Origin of the sequence: Pseudoalteromonas sp. A22, assembly GCF_018141345.1 — a bacterium.
Taxonomy (GTDB): domain Bacteria; phylum Pseudomonadota; class Gammaproteobacteria; order Enterobacterales; family Alteromonadaceae; genus Pseudoalteromonas; species Pseudoalteromonas maricaloris.
On record NZ_CP047238.1, the window covers coordinates 2,772,816 to 2,798,508 of the forward strand.

Annotated in this window: 23 protein-coding genes, 8 tRNA genes and 1 pseudogene; 8 read left to right on the forward strand and 24 right to left on the reverse strand. The window is 43.2% G+C overall.

Annotated elements, in window-relative coordinates; translation table 11 throughout:
• Positions 1 to 2: 2 nt before the first annotated feature.
• The 3 genes from ileS to murJ all read right to left on the reverse strand — a co-directional run bounded on the left by ileS (position 3) and on the right by murJ (position 5,409).
• Positions 3 to 2,831, reverse strand: coding sequence for an isoleucine--tRNA ligase (gene ileS / locus GSF04_RS17310; protein ID WP_211858055.1), 2,829 nt, complete (start codon positions 2,829 to 2,831; stop codon positions 3 to 5).
• A 21-nt stretch (positions 2,832 to 2,852) separates the two neighbouring features.
• The gene (gene ribF / locus GSF04_RS17315; RefSeq protein WP_010370985.1) at positions 2,853 to 3,779 is read right to left on the reverse strand and encodes a bifunctional riboflavin kinase/FAD synthetase; all 927 of its coding nucleotides are present in this window, start codon (positions 3,777 to 3,779) and stop codon (positions 2,853 to 2,855) included.
• Positions 3,780 to 3,846: 67 nt separating this feature from the next.
• The gene (gene murJ, locus GSF04_RS17320) at positions 3,847 to 5,409 is read right to left on the reverse strand and encodes a murein biosynthesis integral membrane protein MurJ (protein WP_130163720.1); all 1,563 of its coding nucleotides are present in this window, start codon (positions 5,407 to 5,409) and stop codon (positions 3,847 to 3,849) included.
• 427 nt (positions 5,410 to 5,836) lie between these two features.
• On the opposite strand from murJ, the gene rpsT reads away from it, so the two are divergent.
• On the forward strand, positions 5,837 to 6,097 hold the full coding sequence (rpsT, locus tag GSF04_RS17325) for a 30S ribosomal protein S20 (protein ID WP_010370978.1): 261 nt from the start codon (positions 5,837 to 5,839) through the stop codon (positions 6,095 to 6,097).
• 93 nt (positions 6,098 to 6,190) lie between these two features.
• On the opposite strand, the gene GSF04_RS17330 is transcribed toward rpsT, so the two are convergent.
• Positions 6,191 to 6,574 carry a response regulator gene (locus tag GSF04_RS17330; protein ID WP_010370975.1) on the reverse strand — a complete coding sequence of 128 codons (384 nt, stop codon included), beginning with the start codon at positions 6,572 to 6,574 and terminating at the stop codon, positions 6,191 to 6,193.
• A gap of 92 nt (positions 6,575 to 6,666) precedes the next feature.
• Here GSF04_RS17330 and GSF04_RS17335 point away from each other — a divergent pair, with 92 nt between their 5' ends.
• Positions 6,667 to 7,137 carry a hypothetical protein gene (locus GSF04_RS17335; protein WP_211858057.1) on the forward strand — a complete coding sequence of 157 codons (471 nt, stop codon included), beginning with the start codon at positions 6,667 to 6,669 and terminating at the stop codon, positions 7,135 to 7,137.
• Between the two features lie 55 nt (positions 7,138 to 7,192).
• Here the strand turns inward: GSF04_RS17335 and GSF04_RS17340 are convergent, their stop codons facing one another.
• From GSF04_RS17340 to imuA, 4 genes are all read right to left on the reverse strand, one after another.
• Positions 7,193 to 7,366, reverse strand: a complete 174-nt coding sequence (locus GSF04_RS17340) for a hypothetical protein (protein ID WP_175401314.1) — start codon at positions 7,364 to 7,366, stop codon at positions 7,193 to 7,195.
• A 155-nt stretch (positions 7,367 to 7,521) separates the two neighbouring features.
• The gene (locus GSF04_RS17345; RefSeq protein ID WP_211858059.1) at positions 7,522 to 10,599 is read right to left on the reverse strand and encodes an error-prone DNA polymerase; all 3,078 of its coding nucleotides are present in this window, start codon (positions 10,597 to 10,599) and stop codon (positions 7,522 to 7,524) included.
• Entirely contained in the window at positions 10,599 to 11,996 is a 1,398-nt protein-coding gene (locus tag GSF04_RS17350) for a DNA polymerase Y family protein (RefSeq protein WP_211858061.1), read from the reverse strand. The genes GSF04_RS17345 and GSF04_RS17350 overlap by 1 nt, the downstream gene beginning before the upstream one ends.
• Positions 11,997 to 11,998: 2 nt before the next feature.
• Positions 11,999 to 12,685, reverse strand: a complete 687-nt coding sequence (gene imuA, locus GSF04_RS17355) for a translesion DNA synthesis-associated protein ImuA (protein WP_211858063.1) — start codon at positions 12,683 to 12,685, stop codon at positions 11,999 to 12,001.
• A gap of 310 nt (positions 12,686 to 12,995) precedes the next feature.
• On the opposite strand from imuA, the pseudogene GSF04_RS23415 reads away from it, so the two are divergent.
• Positions 12,996 to 13,195, forward strand: a pseudogene (locus GSF04_RS23415) (hypothetical protein).
• 466 nt (positions 13,196 to 13,661) lie between these two features.
• Here GSF04_RS23415 and GSF04_RS17360 read toward each other — a convergent pair.
• The 10 genes from GSF04_RS17360 to dnaQ all read right to left on the reverse strand — a co-directional run bounded on the left by GSF04_RS17360 (position 13,662) and on the right by dnaQ (position 16,816).
• Positions 13,662 to 13,738 (reverse strand) — tRNA-Asp (locus GSF04_RS17360).
• Positions 13,739 to 13,767: 29 nt separating this feature from the next.
• Positions 13,768 to 13,844 (reverse strand) — tRNA-Asp (locus tag GSF04_RS17365).
• 41 nt (positions 13,845 to 13,885) lie between these two features.
• Positions 13,886 to 13,962: transfer RNA gene (locus tag GSF04_RS17370), tRNA-Asp, on the reverse strand.
• Positions 13,963 to 14,011: 49 nt separating this feature from the next.
• Positions 14,012 to 14,088, reverse strand: a tRNA-Asp gene (locus GSF04_RS17375).
• A gap of 32 nt (positions 14,089 to 14,120) precedes the next feature.
• Positions 14,121 to 14,197 (reverse strand) — tRNA-Asp (locus GSF04_RS17380).
• Positions 14,198 to 14,229: 32 nt separating this feature from the next.
• Positions 14,230 to 14,306 (reverse strand) — tRNA-Asp (locus tag GSF04_RS17385).
• A 32-nt stretch (positions 14,307 to 14,338) separates the two neighbouring features.
• Positions 14,339 to 14,415 (reverse strand) — tRNA-Asp (locus GSF04_RS17390).
• 30 nt (positions 14,416 to 14,445) lie between these two features.
• Positions 14,446 to 14,522 (reverse strand) — tRNA-Asp (locus GSF04_RS17395).
• 110 nt (positions 14,523 to 14,632) lie between these two features.
• Positions 14,633 to 16,003, reverse strand: a complete 1,371-nt coding sequence (locus GSF04_RS17400; RefSeq protein ID WP_211858065.1) for a TIGR03503 family protein — start codon at positions 16,001 to 16,003, stop codon at positions 14,633 to 14,635.
• A 102-nt stretch (positions 16,004 to 16,105) separates the two neighbouring features.
• On the reverse strand, positions 16,106 to 16,816 hold the full coding sequence (gene dnaQ, locus GSF04_RS17405) for a DNA polymerase III subunit epsilon (RefSeq protein ID WP_010370953.1): 711 nt from the start codon (positions 16,814 to 16,816) through the stop codon (positions 16,106 to 16,108).
• A 69-nt stretch (positions 16,817 to 16,885) separates the two neighbouring features.
• On the opposite strand from dnaQ, the gene rnhA reads away from it, so the two are divergent.
• On the forward strand, positions 16,886 to 17,356 hold the full coding sequence (rnhA, locus tag GSF04_RS17410; RefSeq protein WP_211858068.1) for a ribonuclease HI: 471 nt from the start codon (positions 16,886 to 16,888) through the stop codon (positions 17,354 to 17,356).
• A gap of 61 nt (positions 17,357 to 17,417) precedes the next feature.
• On the opposite strand, the gene GSF04_RS17415 is transcribed toward rnhA, so the two are convergent.
• The gene (locus GSF04_RS17415) at positions 17,418 to 18,167 is read right to left on the reverse strand and encodes a methyltransferase domain-containing protein (protein WP_211858070.1); all 750 of its coding nucleotides are present in this window, start codon (positions 18,165 to 18,167) and stop codon (positions 17,418 to 17,420) included.
• Between the two features lie 52 nt (positions 18,168 to 18,219).
• On the opposite strand from GSF04_RS17415, the gene gloB reads away from it, so the two are divergent.
• Both gloB and GSF04_RS17425 read left to right on the forward strand, forming a co-directional pair.
• Positions 18,220 to 18,987: a hydroxyacylglutathione hydrolase gene (gene gloB, locus GSF04_RS17420; protein WP_211858072.1), complete on the forward strand. Its 768-nt coding sequence runs from the start codon at positions 18,220 to 18,222 to the stop codon at positions 18,985 to 18,987.
• A gap of 227 nt (positions 18,988 to 19,214) precedes the next feature.
• Entirely contained in the window at positions 19,215 to 20,789 is a 1,575-nt protein-coding gene (locus GSF04_RS17425; protein ID WP_211858075.1) for a LysM peptidoglycan-binding domain-containing protein, read from the forward strand.
• A gap of 220 nt (positions 20,790 to 21,009) precedes the next feature.
• Here the strand turns inward: GSF04_RS17425 and GSF04_RS17430 are convergent, their stop codons facing one another.
• The 4 genes from GSF04_RS17430 to GSF04_RS17445 all read right to left on the reverse strand — a co-directional run bounded on the left by GSF04_RS17430 (position 21,010) and on the right by GSF04_RS17445 (position 22,909).
• The gene (locus GSF04_RS17430) at positions 21,010 to 21,210 is read right to left on the reverse strand and encodes a hypothetical protein (protein ID WP_039496929.1); all 201 of its coding nucleotides are present in this window, start codon (positions 21,208 to 21,210) and stop codon (positions 21,010 to 21,012) included.
• Positions 21,211 to 21,414: 204 nt separating this feature from the next.
• Positions 21,415 to 21,858 (reverse strand): flavodoxin, encoded by a 444-nt coding sequence (locus GSF04_RS17435; RefSeq protein WP_211858077.1) that lies wholly within the window; start codon positions 21,856 to 21,858, stop codon positions 21,415 to 21,417.
• Positions 21,858 to 22,592 (reverse strand): tRNA pseudouridine(65) synthase TruC, encoded by a 735-nt coding sequence (gene truC / locus GSF04_RS17440; protein ID WP_211858079.1) that lies wholly within the window; start codon positions 22,590 to 22,592, stop codon positions 21,858 to 21,860. Before truC ends, GSF04_RS17435 begins: the two co-directional genes overlap by 1 nt.
• Positions 22,592 to 22,909, reverse strand: coding sequence for a YqcC family protein (locus GSF04_RS17445; protein ID WP_211858081.1), 318 nt, complete (start codon positions 22,907 to 22,909; stop codon positions 22,592 to 22,594). Before GSF04_RS17445 ends, truC begins: the two co-directional genes overlap by 1 nt.
• Positions 22,910 to 23,067: 158 nt before the next feature.
• Here GSF04_RS17445 and GSF04_RS17450 point away from each other — a divergent pair, with 158 nt between their 5' ends.
• Together GSF04_RS17450 and GSF04_RS17455 are read left to right on the forward strand one after the other, a co-directional pair.
• Entirely contained in the window at positions 23,068 to 24,096 is a 1,029-nt protein-coding gene (locus GSF04_RS17450) for a DUF3549 family protein (protein ID WP_211858083.1), read from the forward strand.
• A complete protein-coding gene (locus GSF04_RS17455) occupies positions 24,097 to 24,402 on the forward strand; it encodes a DUF3301 domain-containing protein (RefSeq protein ID WP_039496919.1) in 306 nt (101 codons plus the stop codon).
• 75 nt (positions 24,403 to 24,477) lie between these two features.
• On the opposite strand, the gene GSF04_RS17460 is transcribed toward GSF04_RS17455, so the two are convergent.
• On the reverse strand, positions 24,478 to 24,825 hold the full coding sequence (locus GSF04_RS17460) for a DUF805 domain-containing protein (RefSeq protein ID WP_039496917.1): 348 nt from the start codon (positions 24,823 to 24,825) through the stop codon (positions 24,478 to 24,480).
• Positions 24,826 to 25,693 lie beyond the last annotated feature (868 nt).

The following is a 25,693-nucleotide window of genomic DNA, read 5'->3' on the forward strand; positions in this document are numbered from 1 at the left end:
TCCTAGGCGAATTGACGTTGCTCGCCGTCACCTTCAACGTTACTAATACAACGGCCACAGATGTCTGCATGTTGCTCATCCGTACCTACGTCGTCGGTATAGTGCCAACAACGATCACACTTTTTAGCCGATGTTGCCGCTACACTAATGTATAAACCATCAATTTCTGATGAAATGGCATTTTCTGGTTTGCTGTTGACTACTTCTACCGTTGCTTTTGAAGTCAGTAAAACGAAGCGCAATTCGTCGCCAATGGCATTGAGCTGCTCAGCTAAGTCACCGCCAGTATATAGCGTTACTTCAGCCTGTAGCGTCGCACCGATCACTTCTTCTTTACGTGCATTCTCGAGTACACGGTTTACTTCATCACGCACTGCCAGTAGGTTTTGCCAGTATTCGTTATTCAACGAACCTTCTGTCGCCCCTTCAATTGCATCATACCAAGTATCCGTGAATACAAACTGGCCGCGCTCACCTGGTAATACTTCCCAGATTTCTTGTGCAGTAAAGCTCATGATTGGCGCCATCCAACGTGTCATCGCTTCAGCGATATGATAAAGCGCTGATTGACAAGAACGACGGGCATGGCTATCACTTTTCGCGGTGTACTGACGGTCTTTGATAACGTCTAGATAGAACGAGCCCAATTCACCAGTACAGAAGTTCATCAGCTTTTGTGTTACTTGAAGCATTTGGTACTTGTCGTACGCTGTTTTGATCTCAGATTGTAGCTGCGCAGCACGCGCAACAATCCAGCGATCTAGCTCAACCATATCTTCAATTGCTACTAAATCCGTTTTTGGATCGAAGCCGCTTAGGTTCGCAAGTAGGTAACGACTTGTGTTACGAATACGACGATAACGGTCAGCTGAGCGCTTAAAGATTTCATCTGACACGGTCATTTCAGCCGAATAATCAGTAGAAGCTACCCATAAACGTAAAATATCTGCGCCTAGCTTGTTCATAATGTCTTGCGGCGAGATCACGTTGCCTAATGACTTAGACATCTTATGGCCTTTTTCATCGACCGTGAAGCCGTGCGTTAACACTTGCTTATATGGTGCATGGCCGTTGATAGCAACTGAAGTCATCATTGATGACATAAACCAACCACGGTGCTGATCCGAGCCTTCAAGGTAAAGATCTGCAGGACCTGTTAAATCTTCGCGTGCATCAACAACACAAGCATGTGTTACACCTGAGTCAAACCATACGTCTAGTGTATCTTGTACTTTTACGTACTGTTGAGCATCTGCTTCACTTAACAGCACGCTAGGCTCTAAGTCGTACCACGCCTGAATACCCTTTTCTTCCACTAATTTAGCAACGGCTTCAATAAGGGCTTCCGTTTCAGGATGTAGGCTGCCAGTGTCTTTATCGACAAATAACGCGATTGGTACACCCCAAGTACGCTGACGTGAAATACACCAGTCAGGGCGACCTTCAACCATGTTTGCGATGCGGCTTTCACCCCACTCTGGTAACCATTCTGTCTTTTTGATTTCATTCAGTGAATCAGCACGTAGGTTAGCCTGATCCATGCTGACGAACCATTGTGGCGTCGCACGGAAAATAATAGGAGTTTTGTGACGCCAGCAATGCGGATAACTATGCGTTAATGCCTTATGGCGGAACAACACACCTTTCTCAGTTAATAACTCAATGATGCTGTCATTTGCTTTAAATACGTGCTGACCTGCAAAAATCGGCGTATCTGGTAGATAAACACCATTTGCACCAACCGGGTTTGCAACTTCTAGACCGTAAGCCTGACCCGCTGCAAAGTCTTCTTGACCGTGACCAGGTGCTGTGTGAACGATACCAGTACCTGAGTCTGTTGTTACGTGCTCACCTAAAATAACAGGCACATCGAAATCTAAGAATGGGTGTGCAACGCGCAGATTCTCAAGCGCAGCGCCTTTCGCGTAACCTAGTACGTGGAAGTGCTTGAATCCAAAACGATCAACAGCGTCTTTGACTAATTCAGAACCAAGCACAATACGCTGCTCTTGACCTTCATCTTCAATTTGTACCAGTGCATACTCTAGCGCACCGTGTACTGCCACGGCGCGGTTTGCAGGCAATGTCCAAGGCGTTGTAGTCCAAATTGCGGTACTTACTTCGCCTTTGCCTTCATGGCCTTCGGCCAAGCCAAACGCACTAATGATTGCCGCTTGATCAGCAAACACAAACTTTACGTCGATTGCTGGCGATTGTTTGTCTTGGTATTCAACTTCTGCTTCTGCAAGTGCTGAACCACAATCCGTACACCAGTGAACTGGCTTTGCACCTTTGTGCAGGTGACCATTTTTGATAATACGACCAAGCACACGAATAGCATTGGCTTCAAAATCAAAGTTCATGGTTAAGTATGGCTTATCCCAGTCACCTAACACACCAAGGCGTTTGAAATCTGTTTTTTGGCCATCAACTTGCTTTTTAGCATAGTCGCGGCACTTTTCACGGAATTCAGCAGCCGATACTTTCTTACCTGGTTTGCCTACTTTCTTTTCCACTTGTAGCTCAATTGGAAGACCATGACAGTCCCAACCAGGTACATAAGGCGCATCAAAATCAGAAAGCGTTTTTGACTTAATAATAATATCTTTTAGGATTTTGTTTACTGAGTGACCTAGGTGAATATCACCATTTGCATACGGAGGACCGTCATGCAAAATAAATGGCTTTTTACCTTTTTTCGCAATGCGAATTTGACCGTATAGGTCTTCTTCATACCATTTTTTCAGCATCTTTGGTTCGCGTTGCGCCAAATTACCACGCATCGGAAACTCAGTTTCCGGTAGATTTAAAGTATGTTTGTAGTCGCTCATTTATCCTACTTTCCGTATCGGCTACGTTAAAGAAAAACACTGTTTTGCATTGCTAACATCACGACTGATTTGTTCTGTTAACTGCGACAATGTTTCGAATTTTTGCTCATCGCGAAGCTTTTCAATTAGCTCCACTTTCATAAACTGACCGTAGATGGTCTCATTAAAATTAAACAGATGCACCTCTAAAAGGGCTTTCGTTCCGTTTAGGGTTGGCTTAGTGCCAACATTTGCTACACCATAATGTGTTTTGTGATTCACAGTCGCTTTGACCGCATACACACCGCGCACAGGGCTCACTTGGCGTTTTAAGGCAATATTTGCAGTATGGAAACCAAGCTCTCTGCCTTTCTTCCAACCGTGAATAACACGGCCTGAAATGGCATAGGTATGGCCCAACATATCATGTGCTTGACGCAAATCACCAGCCGCAAGTGCCGTGCGGATCAATGTGCTACTTACACGACAATCTTGCTTGCGAAAACTTGCCGTGTCTTTTACTTGCATACCTAGCGGTTCGCCCACTCGTTTTAGCATTGCAAAATCACCAGCACGTTCACGGCCAAAACGAAAGTCATCGCCGACCGTGAGCGCCTTGGTTCCAAGCTTTGTCACTAGGACTTCTTTGATAAATTGCTCTGCATCTTGCGAGGCAAACTTGCGATTAAAGTTGACGCAAATGACTCGCTCTATACCAAGCTCTTGCAACAGGACTAGTTTATCACGTAATCGCGTCAGCCTAGCCGGTGCTTTATCTTTGGCAAAAAACTCCAAGGGCTGCGGTTCAAATAACATCACTGTACTTGGAAGTTGATAGTGTTTTGCGTCGCTAATCAGCCCCTTCAAAACCTCTACATGTCCAAGATGAACCCCGTCAAAGTTTCCAATCGTCAACACACAACCAAAATGATGTGGTCGAATATTATGGATCCCTCGGATTAGTTGCATAGTGCCGTGCCTTTGTGCAGCAAATATCAAAGAGCCCGATTATACCCAAGTTGCTTAAAAATGCGAATCAAGCATCTCGGATTGTGCTCAATCTTACCCCTAGTATAAATAGTAAACTAAAATAGCTCACCATCGCAGTTACTAATAATCCGCAAAGTAATAGCACCTGCTCCATCAGTCCCCACTCTAGCCATTCAAAGCGTGCGCCGAGAAAGTATACACATACAGCCATCACGACCGCTGCAACAAAGCATTTGGCAGTAAAACCAAGAGAAAATGCGCTTAGCTGATACACACCTTGATGTGACAGCTGACGATAAAGTAAAAACGCATTACAAGACGCTGATAATGAAGTTGCCAATGCAAGGCCTAGATAACCAATAAAAGGCGCTAAGATGAGATTGAAAACCATATTGAGTGCCATAGTAATAATACCAATTCGAACAGGCGTTTTAGTATCTTGTCTCGCGTAAAAGCCCGGTGCCAGTACTTTAATCAACATAAAGCTTAATAAGCCAACGGAATATGCGGCTACCCCTAAGCTTACCTTGTTTATATTGTCTGCATTTTGAGAAACAAACTCACCATGGCCAAATAATACTGAAATGATAAGTGGGCTTGTCACCATCAGCCCTAGCATCGCTGGTAATCCCAAGAAGATGACAAAACGGACACCCCAATCTAGAGTTTTCTGAAAATCTTCACTTTTTTCTCCTGCGTGTAATTTAGAAAGTGCAGGCAGTATCACGGTCGCAATACCGATACCAAATAGACCGAGTGGAAATTCAATTAATCTGTCTGAATAATAAAGCCAAGCAATCGATCCCGTCACGAGAAAAGAGGCAATGACGGTGTCCAGTAGTAAGTTAATTTGGCTAACAGAAACACCAAATAATGCAGGGATCATTAATGTTCTGACTTTGGTTATTTCAGGGCTTCGCCATGCAAATTGAGGGCGACTCAAGACTTTTAAGCGCAGCAAGAATGGGATCTGGAATAATAGTTGAACAATACCACCAATAAATACACCGAGTGCTAGAGCGTACGCACCTTGTGCAAACTTATCATGGAGAAAAATAGCGCAGCCAATAATCGACACGTTGAGTAAAACTGGCGTAAAGGCCGCTGCGGCAAAGCGATTATAAACATTCAGTACCGCACCGCTAAGTGCAACTAATGAAACAAAAAATAAGTAAGGAAAAGTGAGCTTTAATAGTGCGCTTGCAAGCACAAATTTTTCGGCATCTGCACCACCTTGCCACCAGTCGAGAAACCAGCTTGTGCCAAATAATGCGGCGATCACAGGCGAGCCTATCACCCCTAAAATAGTAACAATAAGTAATACGGTCCCGAGTGTCCCAGCGGCTTGTGCAACGAATAATCTTACTCTATCGTCTCCATGCTTTTCTTTAATTTCTGAAAGTACAGGAACAAACGCCTGAGCAAACGCGCCTTCTGCAAATAACCTACGTAAAAAATTAGGGATCCGGTTGGCGAATAAAAAGACATCGGCGGCCAATCCTGCGCCTAATAGGTTTGCCACGACGGCATCTCGAACTAGCCCCAGAACCCGCGAAATCATAGTCATGGCACTGACAATCATACCCGATTTAAATAACCCTTTTGCCACCTTAACTCCTAAATTCAGTGAATCGCGGCAGATTATGCCACAGTCGTTGTGCATTTAGCACTAGGCGTGCCCTTTCAGCTTTGATACAATACGCGCCATTAACCTTGGTAGGCCTGTTTCACCTTGTGAAATTTGACTGTTTACTTTGGTTCAGACCTGAGATTTTCAAGGCACTTTGTGAAGCCACGCTTTGCAAATTATTAGTGCAACTTGGGATATTACGGGTTTACTTGCCTGCTATAAAAGTAAAAATGTCGCATAGCAACGTTTTGATTTGTACAGGTTAAGAATTGAGAATAGCCCAAGTCGAGTCTTGGGTGTTGAACATTAGGCCGCGCTTGTTAATTTATATTGACTTTTGCGATTAAAACAGGCATATTCCTCGGCCTTTAAATTAAGCTTATTTTAAGATTGTTAGGAGCAAACCTTGGCTAACATCAAGTCTGCAAAAAAACGCGCTATCACTAGCGAAAAGCGTCGTAAGCACAACGCAAGCCGTCGTTCAATGATGCGTACATACTTCAAAAAAGTAATCGCTGCAATTGAAGCTGGTGATAAAGAAGCTGCAACTCAAGCATTCGCTGTTGCTGCACCTATCCTAGACCGTTACGCAACTAAAGGTCTAATCCACAAAAACAAAGCTGCTCGTCATAAGAGCCGTTTAGTTGCTAAGATCAAAGCACTTTAATTTGTTGCTGGATTGAAAAAACCGACATTATGTCGGTTTTTTTATGTCTGTAATTTATATACTTTGGTATCAAAAGATAAAATCAGTGCCGTTTTAAACCAATTCTAAATCTGGGTAAAACTTCTTCAGCATAGCCGCGATTTTCTTCGGCGAAAATGGCTTAACAACAAAACCTTTAGCACCACGCTCAATAGCATCTTTAACATTGTCTACCGTTGAGTGTGCCGACACCATAACGACATTAATATTCGGGTTTATTTCATTTAGGGTTGCAATTAACTCTTTACCATCACCATCGGGCAGCTCAATATCTAAAAAGACAATATCAAAATGTTGCTCTTCACATGACTTTACACACTGCGTTGCAGTGGAGGCTTCTCTTACATGATCAATGCCTAAGTGCATTAAGGTTTGATGTAAAAAGCTGCGAACTGTCCCTACATCATCGACGATTAAAATAGAGATATTTTGATCCATAGTCCTTTCCCGTAGGCTGTAGTGTAAAAATAAGCTATTATACTTAGCATAGAAGCATTATAGAGACCTGCAACTAAAAGGCTACTTAAAGCATGGCAAAACCATCAAAAAAACAATCGCTTTTAGGTCAAGTACAGTCCAACCAAAAGAAACGCACTAGTACAACAAAAAACCGTCGACCATCACCACAACAAATTGCAGCGATGAAGGCTCAGCAAACCGCACAAGCACAGCAAGCACAAATTGCTACAGATAATGATAGACCTAAGGGAAAAAGTAAGTGGATAACTCTTGCAGTCATTGGAATACTATTTGTTGTCTTGCCAAAACCACAACTGATTACTTATGAGAAATTAGGACTTGTGGCTAGTAGTGTATATTGGCCGGGTCTTCCTGGTATTGATCCTGTGCTATTTGACTCAAATTTACATCCAAAGCCAGCGCTTGAGCGCAATACACTATACCTATGCCACGATTTGAAAAACCCAGACACCTGTCAAAAGTACCAAATAATCAAGCAAGAAGGCTTTATAGCGGCCATGATGGAGTTAATAAGCGGTTAGAACTTCACTAAAAATGCCTCATTATTGAGGCATTTTACTTTGTTAGGCAGATTAGTTAATTACAGCCACGCCAGCTACATGCTGAAGTACAAATTTTAGTACAGTTATCTGTAATCGGATCCTTTACCACACCTGTTCCACCTCCAATGTGAGGCGTTTGTGCTTTTGGAATTTGCTTATCAGTCGATAGGTTTTTTAATTTTGCAACTTTAAGTGATAATTTTTTCACAATAATATCCTTTTACGTTTCCCTTAGCCAACCTAAGGCCCCATTAAAGTAACAGAACAAACAAAAAGTTAAAACCCTTAGTTAACCATTAAAAATAATCTAGAGCTACACAATATCACCGTGAATCAACGAACTTCGGCTCTGTCGTAGTATAATTAATGAAAAGCGCGAGCCTTAATTATCATCGCTTCTAACAACTCACTTCTATCGATTAACCTACCAGCAATAACATGTACCACTTCACCCTCTTTCTCTACTATACCCTTTATTTCTAATAGCTGTGAGCCCATATAGGCTTGTTTTTGTGCTCGAGCAGTACCAGACCACACAATCACATTGATGTTGCCTGTTTCGTCTTCCAAAGTAAAAAAAGTCACGCCTTTTGCGGTACCCGGGGCTTGCTTTCCTGTCACCAATCCTATCACTGTTACTAACGATTTATGCGGTCGATAAAGCAGTTCATCAGCCTTAACGGTTCGGACTATAAGCTTGGCTTGCTCAAGTTGCTTGATTGGGTGAGTGCGTAAAGAGACCTTAGTGCTATTATAATCTTCCTGTAAGTTTTCAAACTCTGTGGCGCTGAAGTGACTATATTGCGACTCTTTCTCTTCAATATCACTGAATAGTGGCAAGGTTTTACTGTGATCTGCAAGCGACCACCTAGCAGCATAACGGCTATCCACAAAGTGATGTAAAGCATCCGCGGAAATCAACTTTTCAATAGTACTGTTGGTAATACCAGCTTGTTGTAACTGCACGATTTTACCAAACCCCTCTTGAGGTCTGCATTGTAATAATTGCAGTGCTTCTTCTTCACTTAATCCTTTTATAAGCCGAAGTCCTAAGCGGATCGCAAACGTTGCTTGTCTTGGCTCTTTTACGACTTGATGTTCGTAGTCGGACTGGTTAACACAGATAGGTAAAATGCTAACCTTATGCCTTGATGCATCTTGCAACAGCTGTGAAGCCGAATAAAATCCCATCGGTAAACTATTAAGTAAAGCGGTATAAAACATTGCGGGGTAGTAGTATTTCAACCACGCAGAGGCATAAGCCAGCACAGCAAAAGAAGCTGAGTGGCTTTCAGGAAAACCATATTCACCAAAGCCACAGATCTGCTCAAAAATCCGCTCAGCAAATTGTGCATCATAGCCCCGAGCCAGCATACCTCGAATAAGCTTTTCTCTAAACTGCATCAGCTCTCCGGTTTTCTTCCATGATGCCATGGCTCGGCGTAGGCTATCTGCTTCTCCTCCAGTGAACCCAGCTGCAACCATAGCCAGTTTTATTACTTGTTCTTGGAAAATGGGAACCCCCATGGTCCTCTCTAATACCGATTTAACCGCTTCGGATGGATAAGTCACTTGCTCTTCACCATCCCGTCGCTTTAAAAATGGATGCACCATATCCCCTTGAATAGGGCCTGGACGTACGATTGCTATTTGGATCACTAAGTCGTAGTAATTCGCGGGTTTCAGCCTTGGCAACATACTCATTTGTGCGCGAGACTCTACTTGAAACACGCCAACACTATCCCCTTTTTGCAACATCTTATAGACCAAAGGGTCGTCTTGCATACGAGTCAACTGGGCAAGATCCAGGTTTCGCTTCGTATGCGCTGCAATATAACCAAAGCACTTACGGATAGCGCTTAGCATACCCAAAGCCAAGATATCGACTTTGAGTAACTTAAGGGTTTCAAGGTCATCTTTATCCCATTGAATAATTGTGCGCTCTGGCATAGCTGCATTTTCTATGGGCACTAATTCATGTAATGGACTTTCTGAGATAACAAAACCACCAACATGCTGCGATAAATGCCTTGGAAACCCCATAATGTCATTAACCAACTGAATAAAGTGCTGACCTTTCAATGAGTTTGGCTCTAACCCTAGCTCCACTAATTGGGCCTGCCAGTTAAGTCCTTTATCACGGCGGTTGAGATGTTTAATAAAGTACTCTATTTGCGCCATTTCAATGCCCAAGGCTTTGCCAACATCACGCATGGCACTTTTTAAACGATACGTGATCACCGTTGCTGCTAATGCTGCGCGTTTACGGCCATATTTCTTGTAGATATATTGGATCACCTCTTCACGACGTTGGTGTTCAAAGTCTACATCTATATCGGGTGGCTCATTACGTTCTTTACTAATAAAACGCTCGAACAATACGCCCACTTGCCGAGGGTCAACCGCGGTTATCTCTAAGCAGTAGCAGACCACAGAGTTAGCGGCTGAACCTCGCCCTTGATATAAGATTTGATGCTGCTTTGCATACATCACAATGTCATGAATAGTGATAAAGAAAAACGGATAATCAAGCGCTTCAATAAGCGCTAGCTCTTTATCAATAATGGCTTCTACATCTGGCGGCACGCCATCAGAAAAGCGAACTTGTTTACCCTTTTCGACCAACGCGCGTAAATAAGCCATTGGAGTAAAGCCTTTAGGCACTAACTCCTGAGGATATTGATAATGCAATGCGTCTAAATTAAATACACATCGCTTCGCGATATTGGCACTTTCTTCAAGAAAGGTAGGTGAAAACAACTTATTAAGCTTAGAGATAGATCTAAGTGCCGACTCGCTATTGCTAATCATTTTCTCAGGGATCTCGCTTATCACACGATTCTGTCGAATGGCTGTCAGTGTGTGCTGTAGCGCAAGCCTAGATGAACAGTGCATAAGCACTCCACCAACAGCGCAAATAGGTATTTGGTACGCTTTTGACAGTTTTACACAATGGATAAAGTAATGTACATCTTCTGCACTCAAGTTACGTCGATAGCCAATCCATATTCTATTTTGGTGGTATTTACACAGCCATTGCAATGATTGAACATCTTGACTGTTCCCCTTTGGCAACCACAACAATAAGACATGCTTAAGCGACATAATATCCCACTCACTAAGCTGATATTGTCCCTTCTCCGTTCGCTGGCGAGCATTACTGATCACTCGACATAACTCTGTATAAGCGAGCTGGCAAGGACAAAGAGCAACCAATTCAATATTGTTGTACTTCAGCAAACTCCCAACTATGAGTTTTATCTTTAGCTTATGATCACGAATATAAGCATGAGCACGGACAATGCCAGCCAAAGAGCATTCGTCAGTAATGGCTATTGCGCTATAACCTAAAAAATCTGCTTGTTTGACCAACTCTTCTGGTCGCGATGCGCCAGTCAAAAATGAAAAATTGCTCTGGCAAAAAAGCTCGGCATAAGACATTAGCTAAATACTCCATGAATATACCAATGGTTATTTTGCTCTCGAAATACCCATAACCGCTGCGCTTGTTCATTTTGTACAATAAAATAGTCTCGCTGGACCGGCTCACCGTCCCACCACCCTGAAGCGATACGCTCTGGACCAGAAATAATATTGACTCTTTCACATAAAGGCTGTGGCTTCGGAAATAGAATGGTAGGTCTTAATTTACTCTTGAGTGTCGTGAAATGTGGCTCGTGGCTATAAGTGCTGGCCTTTTCAGGACGAGGATCGCCTGTAAGTTGTAGATATTGCACAGCCTGCTCACCGAGCTTAGCAGATAGAATAGCTCGCAGTCCTTGCGCAGACATCGCACTTTGCTGCGTTGAGAAGAGATCTTTTATTGTGACATGCTGTGTTTCTAGTGCATCAGCTTTGAGTGAAACACTTTGTACGGGTGCATCTAAGGTTATGGATTCTAGCTTGAGGTTTAACAGGCGCTGCCAATTTTCTGCCTTATATTCAGGCTCCGCGCTGTTTAATGTGATCTCTAAAGCCTCTTTATCTCGAAGTGCTAAGGTAAAATAAAGCGTTCGAGTTACTAAGTTACGTTGCTGTAGGAATAATGCTAAACGCGATAGCAAATGCTCGATTGGCTTTTCTAACCAAGCCATTACTTCGACTTCGTAAAGTAAAGGTGCAGTAAGCTCAAAGGTTTCTGCAGGTTGGTAATAGTTAAGGGTTTCCTTTAGTTTTCCAAACAAGCAGCCGACATAATGTACGAGTTCAGTATCAAAACGTTTAGCCAGCTCACTGAGTGCAAACAGCTCTAACTGCGCCACGTTTTTAACTCCGGTGCGAGCAAGCAGCTCAACCACCCGACTGTCTAGACTTGTACGTGTTAGTCCTATTTTCCCCAAGTAATAACGCTTTTGGCACGGCGTTAACACAAGCACATTGCAATACTCTCGCGCCAAGAGTTTAGCCATTATTGTGGACTCACCCATGCCGTAATAATAACTCTTGCCAAGCTGCGCTAATTGTCCAGATATTACTTGCCAGTAACTTGGCAAATCATGATAGAGCGACAGCATAGAATCGACTTTAAGCACAAGGCCATTAGGTTCATCGATTACAATATCTGCACTTACTTGATAAAGCATATTGGCAATTTCTAATAGCTGCTGTCTTTCTAGCAAGTCGTCGTAGGGCAAAACATGAAGCTGTGTACACAATGCACAAGCAGTCCCAAGGCCCATTCCTATTTTTATACCTCGCTGCTGCGCTGCATCATTTAACTGCACTATCTGGTTTTTGCGGCCATCAATAATAACAACGGGTGTAACAAAATCACCGGAAACCGTTTGCTTTGTCATTCCCTCTAGTTGCAGCATAGGAAAATAGAGATATAACCACATAACTAGCTCGTTAAACGCCGCTCATAGCCCGAAAATGCAACTATATTATCGCTAACATGAGGTAGATTCGGCTTTTCAAGCTCTGGCCAATAGTGGGGATTCTCTAGTTTAAGACTGCGATGTGCAAAGTGCCCCTTGTGCTTCTTTACTATCACATCCAAGCCGCTGTGCTGTGCTTGTAAAACCACTGAAAGTGTAAATGGTAAAGTCTGGGCGTACTGCCCTTGGTACAAAGCAAATAACCTACAACCTCCCGCCTGTGCACCTAACTGCAAACGCTTTACAGCAGCAATAGAAAGCGCTTCGTGCCAAAGTACAAGCGCACTACACGCACCACTTTTTACACATTGTTCCGCAGCCCACAGTGCTTCTTTTTCACTTGGTGGCTGCAATATCATAAATTCACTCAGATCTAACGATAAATAATGCAATGCCGCGGCATGTATTTGCCCTGGAGGATTAATTAATACCTTCAAACGGTTATCATCCAAAAAATGTGGCAATATCAACCTTAACTCTCCTATTCCCATTGCAGTTTTAACACCAATCACACCTTGTTGCGGCCAACCACCGCACAGTAAATCGTCAAGTGCAGCAAAGCGAGTACTGACGACATCATGCTGCACGGCCTGTCCACGTCCACGCCAAAGCAGGTTTTTACGTTCAAGAAGATCTATATAATTCGCCATACATCACCAAATACTGTTTATACATACAGTATATTTAAATAAAGGCAGATCGCAAGTAGATCGCTAGAAAAGAGGCGAGTTAAAAATAACCATAGTTTGCGCTTTAAGTTAATCGTGTTTTGCTTAGGAGAAATGAGATCTACAACTAGGGCCTGTTGATCTTTCAAGTTTGTTTTTGCAGCAGTTTGATTGGTATTTATACAAGACAGAGCCAGCGTAGCATAGTCATTCTATGTAAGTCTGGCGATAAAGACTTTGTGCTCCTGCAAAGTCACCTTACCCCAAATCCTTGTGGGGCAACACAGAAGAAATGCTAATCAAGCGCTGCCCTTTGGGTTCATCTGAGTGCGCTTTGTTCATTGTTGCTCAACTTTTGGCAAGTCGAGCGTCGCGACCAAAACACACTCAGAAGAACAAAAATCAAACAGCAAAGGTCAACAGGCCCTAGTCTATTTGTATAAAAGGCGACAAGAACTGAGACGTAAAACAATGAGTGTGGCGCGTAGATAACCGTCTTTTGACCTAGCAGAATGCTACCCACTTAGGTAACAGCTAACCAACTGAACTACCACTTTGCTGCAACGGGCAAAGTTATGACGACATTATTATAAGCTTATGCTGAAAAATAAGTTACTTGATTGTGATGACAAAAGGAAGACTAACGTAAATGAGCTTTTTTATTTTTCTAAAGGAAGACTGCTAAGAAGAGAAAATGAAAACTGGCCCAGTAGTCGGGACTCGAATCGAAGCGTCGAACCGCCGCAACCCCCGGCGTGACAGACCGCTTTCTCTTAGTCAACAGCTAACCAACTGAACTACCACTTCGCTGCAACTGGCAAAGTTATAACGACATTATTATAAGCTGATGTTGAAAAATAAGTTACTTGATAGTGATGACAAAGGGAAGACTAACGTAAATGAGCTTTTTGGTATTTTGATTTTTGTAAAGAAAGCTTGCTTAGAAGAAAATGCAAACTGGCGGAGTGGACGGGACTCGAACCCGCGACCCCCGGCGTGACAGGCCGGTATTCTAACCAACTGAACTACCACTCCGCAGTGATAGATTTGCAAGATATCTTAAATGGCGGAGTGGACGGGACTCGAACCCGCGACCCCCGGCGTGACAGGCCGGTATTCTAACCAACTGAACTACCACTCCGCAGAGATATCTTAATGACATTATTTTACTCGTTTTAGTGTTGGCGGAGTGGACGGGACTCGAACCCGCGACCCCCGGCGTGACAGGCCGGTATTCTAACCAACTGAACTACCACTCCAGCGAGTAAACAAGCTGTCATAAAGCTTGAATATAGTTATGCGATACATTGGCGGAGTGGACGGGACTCGAACCCGCGACCCCCGGCGTGACAGGCCGGTATTCTAACCAACTGAACTACCACTCCACTGAGTATTCGCATTTTTTGCTTCGAAGTGTTGGCGGAGTGGACGGGACTCGAACCCGCGACCCCCGGCGTGACAGGCCGGTATTCTAACCAACTGAACTACCACTCCACTGAGTATTCGCATTTTTTGCTTCGAAGTGTTGGCGGAGTGGACGGGACTCGAACCCGCGACCCCCGGCGTGACAGGCCGGTATTCTAACCAACTGAACTACCACTCCATAAGAAGCAAATGCACGTTTGTAATAAGTATTGGCGGAGTGGACGGGACTCGAACCCGCGACCCCCGGCGTGACAGGCCGGTATTCTAACCAACTGAACTACCACTCCAGCGCGACTTATTGATACTACGAAGAAATTTGGCGGAGTGGACGGGACTCGAACCCGCGACCCCCGGCGTGACAGGCCGGTATTCTAACCAACTGAACTACCACTCCGCGTCATATTCTTGCAGTGTTTGCTGTAAGGTGTGCACCCTGACAGCGGCGTGAATAATACGAATGACCCCCTCATGAGTCAACCGTTTTTTGAAAAAAAACCGTGTTTTTTAGTTATCTTTCATTGAAAGGTTCAAAATATCACCTGATTTGTCATTTTTTGAACCATTCCCTGCTGCGTTATTTTCAGATGGTCCTAAATCATCAAGATCAATGACTTCTTCGGTTTTCTTAAATGGATTCTTTGGCATTGGTACTTTTAGTCTAATTGGCTTTTTTTGCACCAGAATACGAATGGCTAACCAACCGAGCAATAATACAACTAAGTTACCAGCAACAATAATACTGACTAATAGCGCTGTGCTTATTGTCGGCTCTGGTTCTGGCTCAGGTTGTTTCACTGCTGGTAACGCAGCGGCTTCCAATTCAGGCACTTTTTCAATGGGTCTTTCAATTTCAAAATTGTAATTTGGCAGCGTTGCCATAAACTCACGGCCATTGATATTTTCACCAAATGCGGAGATTTCTACACTATAACGCCCCCAATCATAATTCTTGATTGGCAGCTGACGATAAAGCCGCTCTTCTGCATCTAAGGTAAACATCTGCTCTTCACCATTAGGGTAGAAAATTTTGCCCTGTAGCAATATGGTCTCAGGTTTCACAACCGTGTCGTCTATCGTAATAGTAAGGCCATGTTCAAGCTCGTTTTCACCCGCTAGCATCAATTCAAAGTTGAATGGCGGCTCAGCGATAACAATAGGTGATTTGATCACTCTCCTTTTTAGAATGGGCGTTTCAATGAAGAATTCAGGCTGCCACTCTCCCGCTGGAAAGTTTAATTTAAACTCACCAGTAAAAATTCCATCCAAGGGTCTTTCATCAAACTCTCGGCCATCATCTTTAAAGTCGGTCACGCTTTGCGTACCTGCACCAAAGTTGGCATATTCATCGTTATTGGTACTAGAGAACTCCACATACAAAGTCACAACATCCCGGAAGTAACCCACATCTATCTGTTTGCCATCATTAGTCACGCGCCCTGTTACCTTCAACACTTCACCACGGAATAATAGCGGGGGCAAAGCTTCAACTTCGAGCTCAATGTCACCAAGCACCATTATGCGGCTATTTTTTTGGATCTGTCCGATGACTTGCCAAGGGCCTGGCGTTGGGTTCTTTAGAATGATCAAGTCATAACTGACTTCGTCGTACCATTGCAGTGCATCATTATCCAGCGAACTGGTCGCATAATATTTACTACCATCAGGCTTCACAAGTACCACGGCGGGAGCGCCAGGAGCGCGAAAAAACAGTAAAGTGATCTCTTCAATATTATAATCAATGCGAAAACGGTTATCTAAAAGAGGGATTTCATTTACCTTACCGTCCCGCTGCAACATCGTTATCTGTGGTGTTTGAGCGCCAACAACCGTACTTACTAGCAGTACAAACCCCAAGATAAGCTGTTTTAGATTCATGCATTAACCCTACACATTGCGTTGATGGCCTGAGTGATCTTTTTTTGGGATAAAGCCCCTAGTTAAGCGTCTATTCCACCCCAACGATACCGATTATATTCATTATTGCTGCCACAGACTTTGTCCACAAGCTTTGTTTACAAGCTCTAAACGTTCTGTATGTGCTTGTTCTTCATCGGCAGAAGCACGTAAAACTTTAAGTGCAGGACGATTACTGTCTAAACGAATAATGCCACCGGCTGAGTTAGCCTGATCACCTTTATTTTGATTCGCCAAATTCAGCTTTTTTTGGCCTCCCGTCATCGACAGGTAAACATCAGCAAGGATCTCAGAATCCAGTAAAGCGCCGTGCAGCGTACGCTTTGAGTTATCGATATCGTAGCGACGGCAAAGCGCATCTAGGCTGTTCTTCTGGCCCGGATGAAGATCCCTTGCCATCACCAAAGTATCTAGCACTTGGCAATAGTCATGGGTCGCCGGAAAGCCTTGGTTTAACTTAGCAAACTCATGGTCCATAAAGCCGACGTCGAACGGCGCGTTATGAATGACAAGCTCAGCTCCTTTAATGTAGTCAAAAAACTCTTGCGCAATTTGATGGAAAAAAGGTTTATCACGTAAAAATTCGTTGGTGATACCATGAACATCAATGGCTTCTTCTTCAATGTCGCGCTGAGGGTTAATATATACGTGGAAGTTATTCCCCGTTAGTCTGCGATTGACCAGCTCAACACAACCAATTTCAATAATCCTGTGCCCTGCTTTAGGATCAATACCTGTGGTTTCTGTATCCAGTACTATTTGCCGTGTGTGCATATCGTTGCCCGCTTAACTTTGCTATTATTTTGCCCTATTCGCACATTTTACATAAAAATAGGCAATTCAGTGCAAAAAACCGTAGAGATTTATACCGATGGCTCGTGTTTAGGCAATCCAGGTCCAGGTGGTTATGGTGTTTACCTCTCCTATCAAGGACATGAAAAAGAAATGAGTGCAGGGTATAAACTCACAACCAATAACAGAATGGAAATGCTTGCAGCCATTGTTGCACTCGAAACATTAAAGCGTCCCTGCGATATTATTCTGTATACCGACAGCCAATATGTTAAACAAGGCATTGAGTCTTGGCTTGAAAATTGGAAAAAGCGCAATTGGAAAACCGCAGCCAAACAACCGGTAAAAAATGTCGATTTATGGCAAAGACTGGACGCTGCCACCAGCCGACATACGATCCAATGGCGCTGGGTAAAAGGCCACGCTGGAAATAAATACAATGAGCTTGTTGATGACTTAGCGCGTGAAGCGGCTTCAGGTTCAAATCTACTTGTAGATGAAGGTTACAAAGCCAGTATTTAATACGCCTCTAGGAACAGCGTTCCTGTACCTACTCCATCAATGGTTACCTTAAGTCACAAAGCTAATCTTTATCTTGACAGGTTTGCCTGAGTCCAGCCCCTTTAACAGCGGGTGTCCACTTAGGCTTTACATGCCACTTGGGTTTGATTGGAGTGAGCGGCATCACCCGCTTTCTTGCCACCAACATATACACGCTTCCCATCGGCTTTAAGTAATGACGACAAAAGCGGCGCCATGGCGCAAAACGAGAAAGCCTCGAGCCTCGCGCTAAAGACGCATAGATAAAGCGCTCGTCACCAACAATCTCAAACCCGAGTAAATCTAGCCAATCCTTCACCCGCGATGGAGTAAAGAAGCGCCCTGACCAAGGTAGTTTTTCTTTACTAAAGGGAAGCATTTGCGCCACACCACATAAACTAAAGGGATTAAAACCTGAGATCACAATATAACCACCGGGAATAAGTGTGCGATGGGCTTCGCGTAGAATATGATGCGGATCAGAATGATATTCTAAACACTGGCTTAAAATACAAGCATCGACTGAGCTTTCGTAAAAAGGTAGCTCGTCAATTTCAGCAAATACCCCGACATGTTTACCTTGTGGGGCAACACAAACTTGATGCTTAATCGGGCTGGCAGAGGTATTCATTTGACCGCTCAAACAGCCGAGTTTTAGCATGTGGTAACCAAACATTCTTGGTAGCCATTCATCCAGTCGTTTTTGGATCCCCACTTTTAAATATTCACCGTGAGGAAAGTCTTGCCACTCATCGGGTTTGGGTCCTTGTAAAAAACTTAACGCTGGTTTCATTTACTAAGCTCGTTATACTGGTGTTATTAATCACTTTATAGAGCATTGCGTTATGGTGCAAGTCGATGCAATCAAAGCATTTGATGACAATTATATCTGGGTGATAAAAGACCCTCTAAGTTCAAACTGTTGGGTAGTTGACCCAGGTGACGAACAACCTGTTTTAGATTACCTCGCCAAATTTGATTTAACACTCCAAGGCATATTAGTTACCCATCACCATTGGGATCATACTGATGGCATTGCCCCGCTTTTATTACATTTTCCTAGCTTAACAGTCTACGGGCCTAAAAATGGTAAATATAAAGGCATTACTCATGGCCTTAGTGAACACGATAAGATCACACTTTTTGATACCACGCTGAACATTATCGCCACCCCAGGACACACGTTAGACCATATCTGTTATGTAAATGATGAGCTGGCTTTTACGGGGGATACCTTATTCAATGCAGGCTGCGGCAGGCTTTTTGAGGGAACACCAAGTCAAATGTGGCGCTCCTTTGAAAAGCTACTCACCCTACCTGACACATGTAAAGTGTATTGCACACACGAGTACACGCTCGCGAATCTTGCTTTTGCTGAGGCTGTAGAGCCCACCAACCAAGCACTAACCCAGTATCACCAACAAGCAAAATCATTACGTGCCAATAACGAGCGCACAGTACCTACAACTATTGAGCAACAAAAAGCAATCAATCCGTTTGTGCGAGCCGCAAATGAAGCCATTCTCACCCAAGTACCAACGCAATTTATCGCGCCAGAAAATACACCAGAAGCTCGCTTTAGTGCACTGAGAAAATGGAAGGATAACTTCTAAAATATTCAATAGTGACCTAATGTAACGCAAAAATGACGCTTTTTTGCCGTACTTGCATGGGAAGTATTGAATAAATTATCCATTTTCTTTGCGACACAGCCAAAGATAAGCATATCTAACGATTTTTAGGAAGTCGAAATAAAATAATAAAGAAGCTTTAAATGCTGATACAAACTCGGTAATATTGCCGAGTTTTTGTCCGAACCCCCAAGCAAAAGAACGCATTTATGAAAAAGCTCGCCTTTATTGTTGCATCATCAGCAATATTAAGTGGTTGTGAAATCACGCAAGAAACACCATTGGAAACTGCAACTGAACAAGTGAAACAGGCCAACTTAGATCACGCGAGCCCTTATGATATCTCTCAAACACTCAGTACCTCATGGCAAGACGAAGATGAAGATGCTGTGCCTGTATTTGATGATGTATGGGAGCGGATCCGTTATCAGTTATCTATCGAAGTACCACAAAATAGACCGGTTGTCGCCGAACGTAATTACTATCAACGTCACCAAGCCTATTTAGACCGTATCGCAAAACGTGCAGAGCCTTACCTCTACTATATTGTTGAAGAAGTAGAGAAGCGCAATATGCCTGTTGAAATCGCATTGTTACCTATCGTGGAAAGTGCATTCGATCCATTTGGCTATTCACACCGTACCGCTTCCGGTATTTGGCAGTTTATGCCACAAACCGGTGAACGCTTTAACCTTAAACAAAATTGGTGGTATGACGGTCGTCGCGATATTATCGCTTCAACGCAAGCGGCACTTGATTATCTCACCTATCTCCATAAAACCCTGGAAGGCGATTGGTTAAACGCAATTGCAGCTTACAACTCAGGTGAAGGCAGGTTGCTCAATGCAATCCGCAAAAATCGTAAAAAGCATTTGCCTACCGATTTTTGGTCTCTCGATTTACCTCGCGAAACCACCGCGTATGTGCCTAAATTACTTGCCTTATCCGACCTCTTAAAACGATCAGATGAGTTTAGGGTCGCGTGGCAGCCTATCATCAATGCCCAAGTTGTTGATACCGTTGAAGTAGGGTCACAAATTGATTTAGCGCTTGCCGCTGAAATGGCTGATATATCCTTAACTGAACTCTATCGCCTAAATCCAGGATTTAACCGTTGGGCCACCGATCCAGATGGTCCACACCAGTTATTATTACCCATGGAAAAGGTTGACGCTTTTCAAGAGAAATTAGCTAAAACTGAAGTAAAAGATAGGCTTCGTTGGCAATATTATACGGTGCAAAAAGGAGATAGCCTGTCGGTCGTTGCGACAAAGTTTAATACCAGCGTAGGTGCTATTCGCTCACTCAATAGTATTGATGGCAATATGATCCGTGTTGGTCAGAAGTTACTGGTACCACTCAGTGATGGCGAATTGCAAAGTGAACACTTACCACCAGAAGTGCGCCTTGCCGCCAACAAAGTAACTAAGAAAAAGCTCAACCACACAGTAAAATCAGGTGATACATTGTGGGATATCAGCCGCGAATACGATGTGACGGTTAAGCAATTAGCTAGCTGGAATAAGTTAAAAACCAACGCCGTTTTGCGCCTTGGACAAAAGCTTACCGTCTTTAAAGCTGAAAAGGCAGCGACTCAAACCGTCCTCGTCAACACCGAGCGCACAATCACATATAAAGTGCGTAAAGGCGATTCACTAGCACGTATCGCCACTAAATTTAACGTTAGCGTGAATGAAATAGTCAAATGGAACAACCTGACTGGACAGAAGTACCTGCAGCCTGGTCAGAAGTTAAAACTGAAAGTTCAGACTAAACGTGTTTAGCGCTAAGAAATAAAGTTTAAAAATAAAAACCCAATATCAGTGATGATATTGGGTTTTTACATATTAAAGCAGCACTTTTTACTCACTTTTCCTTAAAAATTACGACAGTACTATCGTTTAAATACACAGTGTTTCAACGTCGCTTACAGCTGATTTAAACCCAAAAATTTGGTTAGACTTCAGTACTAATTAAAGGAAATTTCATAAAGAACTGATATCGTTAATACATTATTGGCGTACCACCAATTCTCCTGCAAATTCTCGATGCGTTATCCGCGTCTCGATAATCAGTAAAAGAGTCAGCCCATAACAACTCACCATTTTTGTAACATTCAAGGTAAATTTCTTCGAATGCGGTAGCATTAGACGACATCGCGGTGGCAAAAATAGCAGATACAGCAAATAGAATCGGTTTAATCATTATTTTTTCCTTTTCATTATTTTGAACTTTATAATATTGGTCAATTTTCATACAACCAAGACTAATGTCACACAACGTAACCGGAATGTAAATATTTATGTTTTTTGGTTACTATGACTATGCCGATGAGTTTGCTATTTAAGCAGGTAACGCGACCTATTAAGCCGCGTAAATTGAAAGGTAATGCTGAACAGAAGATAAAACCTAAAGGTTTTTTGCCAATGCTTGAAGCCAAGGCTCAGCAGGCTCCCAAGGCTCAAAATATTCACATGCATCGATGTCTAAGCGCGGTTGTGCTCGAGTGGCGTTCAACTCTTCAATCAGGGCATCAATTTGCTTTCCAGCACCACAATAGGTATCACCATAACTAGAATCCCCCAATGCGATGACCGCTACTTTCTTGCCCGTTAGCATCGGAAATTCGCTTTGCATTTGCAAAAATAAAGGCAACAAGTTATCGGGAATATCACCAGAGCCGGTGGTAGAAGAAATAAATAAGATGTTTTCAGCTTGCGCTACATCAGCGATGGAAGCTGGTTCAATAACACTTGCCTCATGACCCGATTTGTTCAAAAACTCAGCACTGTCGTTTGCCAAGTTTTCAGCATTGCCGTACATACTTCCCACAAAAATGGAAACTTTTGCCATTATTTATAATCCTTCTCGTTGTCTGACCAGCCGAGCTGAGCGAAGACAGCCAGTGCTTCCTCCCCCAAATCCGCGGTAATTGAAATCGTCGTGTTGGTATAAGGATGTACAAATTCCAATTTAGTTGCAAATAACATCAATCGACGTAAGCCAAAATGATCGACAAAAAAGTGGTTGTGTTTGTTATCACCGTGATTGACATCACCAATAATCGGATGTGCTAAATAGTTGAGATGGCGCCTGATTTGGTGTTTTCTACCCGTTTTAGGAAAGCACTCCACCAACGAGTAGCGGATACTTGGATACTTACCAAAATGAATTGGCAAGCTACCCTGCAATAAACAATTTATCTGTGTTTGCGCTTCCTGCGGAGCTTTATCCTGACAGGCAAACTTATCAGCAATTTTATCAAGTTCTTCTTTGAGTGGTCTGTCGACGAATCTAGATTCAGGAGCAAATCCGCGAACAAGCGCTAAATAGCGTTTTTGAATATTACCGCTAATAAAGACTTCATTCATGTCTCGTGCGGCCTCAGAGCTTAGCGCAAACAGCAGCACGCCTGATGTTGGTCTATCTAAACGGTGAACTGGGAAAACATGTTGACCAAGTTGATCACGCAGCATTTGCATCGCAAATTGTGTTTCTCGCTTATCCAAAAATGAGCGATGAACCAATAACCCTGACGGCTTATTTATCGCTACATAATGCGCATCTTGATATAAGATCTCAAGCATTACGCGCTCTTTGCAATTGTATTATCAAGGTTTTTTAAGCACTGATGCACCGCATTAAAATAAAGGTGTTCACTCAGCACCATTTCAGCCATTGGCGCAATCGCCATATTTTCCGGTAATGCTTCACCACTTTCTACCATTGCTCGCATTTTGCCCAAGAATACAAATTGCAACCACTGCGCGAAGGTCATCGTATCGCAACAAAATGGCTCTGTTGAGGTAAGTGCCTTAGCCGAAAGTGGCTCGTCTTGCCAAAGACCCGTTGCTTTTAAACAAGCCTCTAGTTCGTCTAACTGAATCAATAATTCCGAGTTCATCGGTTCCGTCTCTTTCTCAATTTTTTACATTATAGCAATTTGCATTATTTAGGAGCTAGCCAATTCTCTCAAGTGCACCTTTTTCATAGGCTTATCAGCGCACCCAAAAGTAGCTATAATTGCCGCTATTGAAAATATAAGTAACATATAGAGCATTCATGACAGCGCAAATTTCAACTTTAGGTGAATTACTAACAAACGCCGGTACGCAGTGGCGAGTCTATGATCTGGGTCGACGTATCACAAAAATAGATAAGAAGCAGTTTGCGCAAATCGAGAATACTCAAGTCCCTTATCCTTATCCGCTTGGTGGTCATGCCATCATGGCAATTCAATTTTGGGATAATGAGGCGACAGTTGATCCTTATGTTTGGTTTTTAAAATTTCCACTGGATGAGCAAAGCAAGCTCATTATCGCCAGCCGTGATCACTTTGCCTCCATGGTACTCGAAGCATTAGGTACACAACTCACGGGTGAAGCTGCTCAAGGGAAACTTGATAACAACCCTTATGTCTTCACGCCAAATGCGAACAAACTCGCTGCGTTCAATGCGCTATTAAAGCGTGAGCTTAATCGTCCGGCTTCTCAATATTACGAGCACGCCGAACTCTACTTTTCGGGCAAGCTTGGGTTCGAGCGCTGGCAAGAAATAGCACTACAAGGTATTGCTGACTTTGCCCTACGTCTAGACCACGGTCATAACGCGAGCAACCTGCAACTGGCCTGGTCTGTTTTGCCAGCAGAAGTTAAGACACCATTAGCCGCAATGCTTGAACACGTTACCATCTCAACATCTCAAACCGAAGACTTTTTAGCCGCTTTAACCCATGCATGCCAACAGCAAGATAAGGACGCCGTCGTCACTAATTTACGTGCAATGTCGGGAAGTCACGCGCTTGGTCTCATCGCACATGCCGTAGACGCCATTTTAGCATCCGAGTTGGGATCAGATGCAGATTGCTTACTCACGATTGCCGGGCGAGCTTGGGAGACACTAACCGACCAGCAAAGGCTCTTTACCTATATGGAAAAAGCCGCTGAGAATAATCAAATCGATGGACTTTTCAGCAGTATTTTCGCAGACTTAGTTGCAATACCTATGTTACGCCCACATGTTTTAGGGATTATTAGAGCAGAAAATCGCAGTGAAACTCTGTCTCGTGCAATTGGAAGGTTATTTTCTTAAATGACAACGCTTTGGCTTTTTATCATCGTTTCATCTGTTATCGCGCTATTTTGGTATAGCCGCCAGATCGCAGAAGCGGCAAATAGGCATGCACAGCATCAAGCTGAAAGTTTGCAAGTGCAACTGTTAAGTGTTGCCTGTATTAAGCGCCGCTTTGGGGTATTAAAAGACGGTAAACTTGGAATAAAAAGCCAATTTATGTTTGAGTTTAGTTCAGATGGCGAGTCAGCCTATCAAGGTAAGCTTTACTTAGAAAATGAACGATTAGTCAAAAAAGAATTGCCCGCCTATAAAATCGCAAGTTAATTCGGTGAGTGCGAAAGTAGGCACTTAAATTCATATGAATACAAGTGCCTACTCTGAATTTATAGTACGACTATTTTAAACATATCCTTTAACGCTTGGTCCGTAGTCGTTTTCACCAACCTCACTATCCATAGTGGTAAAATATATCATCACTAATAAACCGACAATAGGCACGAAGCTCACTAGCAGCCACCAGCCCGAGCGGCCAGTATCGTGAAGACGACGAATAGATACGGCAACCGTCGGTACTAAAACCGTCAAATAATAGATACCTGTCAAAAACAGGGTTCCAAAAAGCCCGTCGACAATCCCAATTGCAAAGCCTATCAACGCATTTATCAAGATAAACATCCAATATTCTTTGCGTCTTGAACGTCCACTAAAATCGGAATATCTTTTTAATACTGTTAGATACCATTCCATTTCTTTTTCCTTAGCTATTGCGCCAACATCGTGCACTAAAAAATAAGACTAAAATGAGAGTGGAATAATCTAGCAATGAGATCGAAAGGTAATAATGAAACTGCAAGCGGAAAGTTTTGAAAGCTTCAACTAAGTTAATAGGAAAATAAATATCAAATTTACACACGCCACAAAAAACTAAGGCGCTAGCCTATCTGCTGCGCCTCAATCCTGACGATTATCCCAAGAGGTATCCAATCCCTCTGCTTTACAACCCAAAAGCAATCCGCCAATTCTTCTTCCCCTGAACGGGTATGTACTCCGACTTACCCGGCTCTCATCCTTGTGTCATCCATTAGCACTTCCAGTGCATCTCCATTTTAGCCCCCTTGGCCTCCACTTCGCTTCCCGCACTCCTACGCCATCTTGGCTCCGCTTCACATATTCCCTATGTGCTCCCTATACATTGTTACGTCCAGTGTAACCCATCCACTTCGCAACCATCCAGATTGCGCTCCTTCATCCTAGAGCCTTGCTCATCCCTATTTACTCTTCCTTGCTCCACTACGCTTCCCGCGCTCCTTGACACTCCATGTGTCTCCTTATCCCTAGTGAAGCTCCGCTTCACACTCGCTTCCTCGAGTTCCTGCTCTTCCTTGCCTTATGCAATACATCCTTCTCTTGTTGTCAAATTCCTTATCCTTTGACGCTGAGCTCCTGCTCTTGTGTTTCCTTACATTGTTAAGTTTACGGGGATTGAGCATTTTTGTTAGATAGCTAGGAACAATCTTTTTGCTGTCATTTAAAAGAAAAGTAAAACAATTCATTTAAAAACAACAAGATAAGCAAAAATAACACTACAAATTCGGTACTACAAAGCGCCTTAACC

Excerpts from the sequence above, each read along its gene's own strand:
- ileS (WP_211858055.1), bottom strand. The coding sequence starts at position 2,831 with ATGAGCGACTACAAACATACTTTAAATCTACCGGAAACTGAGTTTCCG.
- ribF (WP_010370985.1), bottom strand. The coding sequence starts at position 3,779 with ATGCAACTAATCCGAGGGATCCATAATATTCGACCACATCATTTTGGT.
- GSF04_RS17330 (WP_010370975.1), bottom strand. The coding sequence starts at position 6,574 with ATGGATCAAAATATCTCTATTTTAATCGTCGATGATGTAGGGACAGTT.
- GSF04_RS17335 (WP_211858057.1), top strand. The coding sequence starts at position 6,667 with ATGGCAAAACCATCAAAAAAACAATCGCTTTTAGGTCAAGTACAGTCC.
- GSF04_RS17345 (WP_211858059.1), bottom strand. The coding sequence starts at position 10,599 with ATGTCTTATGCCGAGCTTTTTTGCCAGAGCAATTTTTCATTTTTGACT.
- GSF04_RS17350 (WP_211858061.1), bottom strand. The coding sequence starts at position 11,996 with ATGTGGTTATATCTCTATTTTCCTATGCTGCAACTAGAGGGAATGACA.
- imuA (WP_211858063.1), bottom strand. The coding sequence starts at position 12,685 with ATGGCGAATTATATAGATCTTCTTGAACGTAAAAACCTGCTTTGGCGT.
- GSF04_RS17400 (WP_211858065.1), bottom strand. The coding sequence starts at position 16,003 with ATGAATCTAAAACAGCTTATCTTGGGGTTTGTACTGCTAGTAAGTACG.
- dnaQ (WP_010370953.1), bottom strand. The coding sequence starts at position 16,816 with ATGCACACACGGCAAATAGTACTGGATACAGAAACCACAGGTATTGAT.
- GSF04_RS17415 (WP_211858070.1), bottom strand. The coding sequence starts at position 18,167 with ATGAAACCAGCGTTAAGTTTTTTACAAGGACCCAAACCCGATGAGTGG.
- gloB (WP_211858072.1), top strand. The coding sequence starts at position 18,220 with ATGGTGCAAGTCGATGCAATCAAAGCATTTGATGACAATTATATCTGG.
- GSF04_RS17425 (WP_211858075.1), top strand. The coding sequence starts at position 19,215 with ATGAAAAAGCTCGCCTTTATTGTTGCATCATCAGCAATATTAAGTGGT.
- GSF04_RS17430 (WP_039496929.1), bottom strand. The coding sequence starts at position 21,210 with ATGATTAAACCGATTCTATTTGCTGTATCTGCTATTTTTGCCACCGCG.
- GSF04_RS17435 (WP_211858077.1), bottom strand. The coding sequence starts at position 21,858 with ATGGCAAAAGTTTCCATTTTTGTGGGAAGTATGTACGGCAATGCTGAA.
- truC (WP_211858079.1), bottom strand. The coding sequence starts at position 22,592 with ATGCTTGAGATCTTATATCAAGATGCGCATTATGTAGCGATAAATAAG.
- GSF04_RS17445 (WP_211858081.1), bottom strand. The coding sequence starts at position 22,909 with ATGAACTCGGAATTATTGATTCAGTTAGACGAACTAGAGGCTTGTTTA.
- GSF04_RS17450 (WP_211858083.1), top strand. The coding sequence starts at position 23,068 with ATGACAGCGCAAATTTCAACTTTAGGTGAATTACTAACAAACGCCGGT.
- GSF04_RS17455 (WP_039496919.1), top strand. The coding sequence starts at position 24,097 with ATGACAACGCTTTGGCTTTTTATCATCGTTTCATCTGTTATCGCGCTA.
- GSF04_RS17460 (WP_039496917.1), bottom strand. The coding sequence starts at position 24,825 with ATGGAATGGTATCTAACAGTATTAAAAAGATATTCCGATTTTAGTGGA.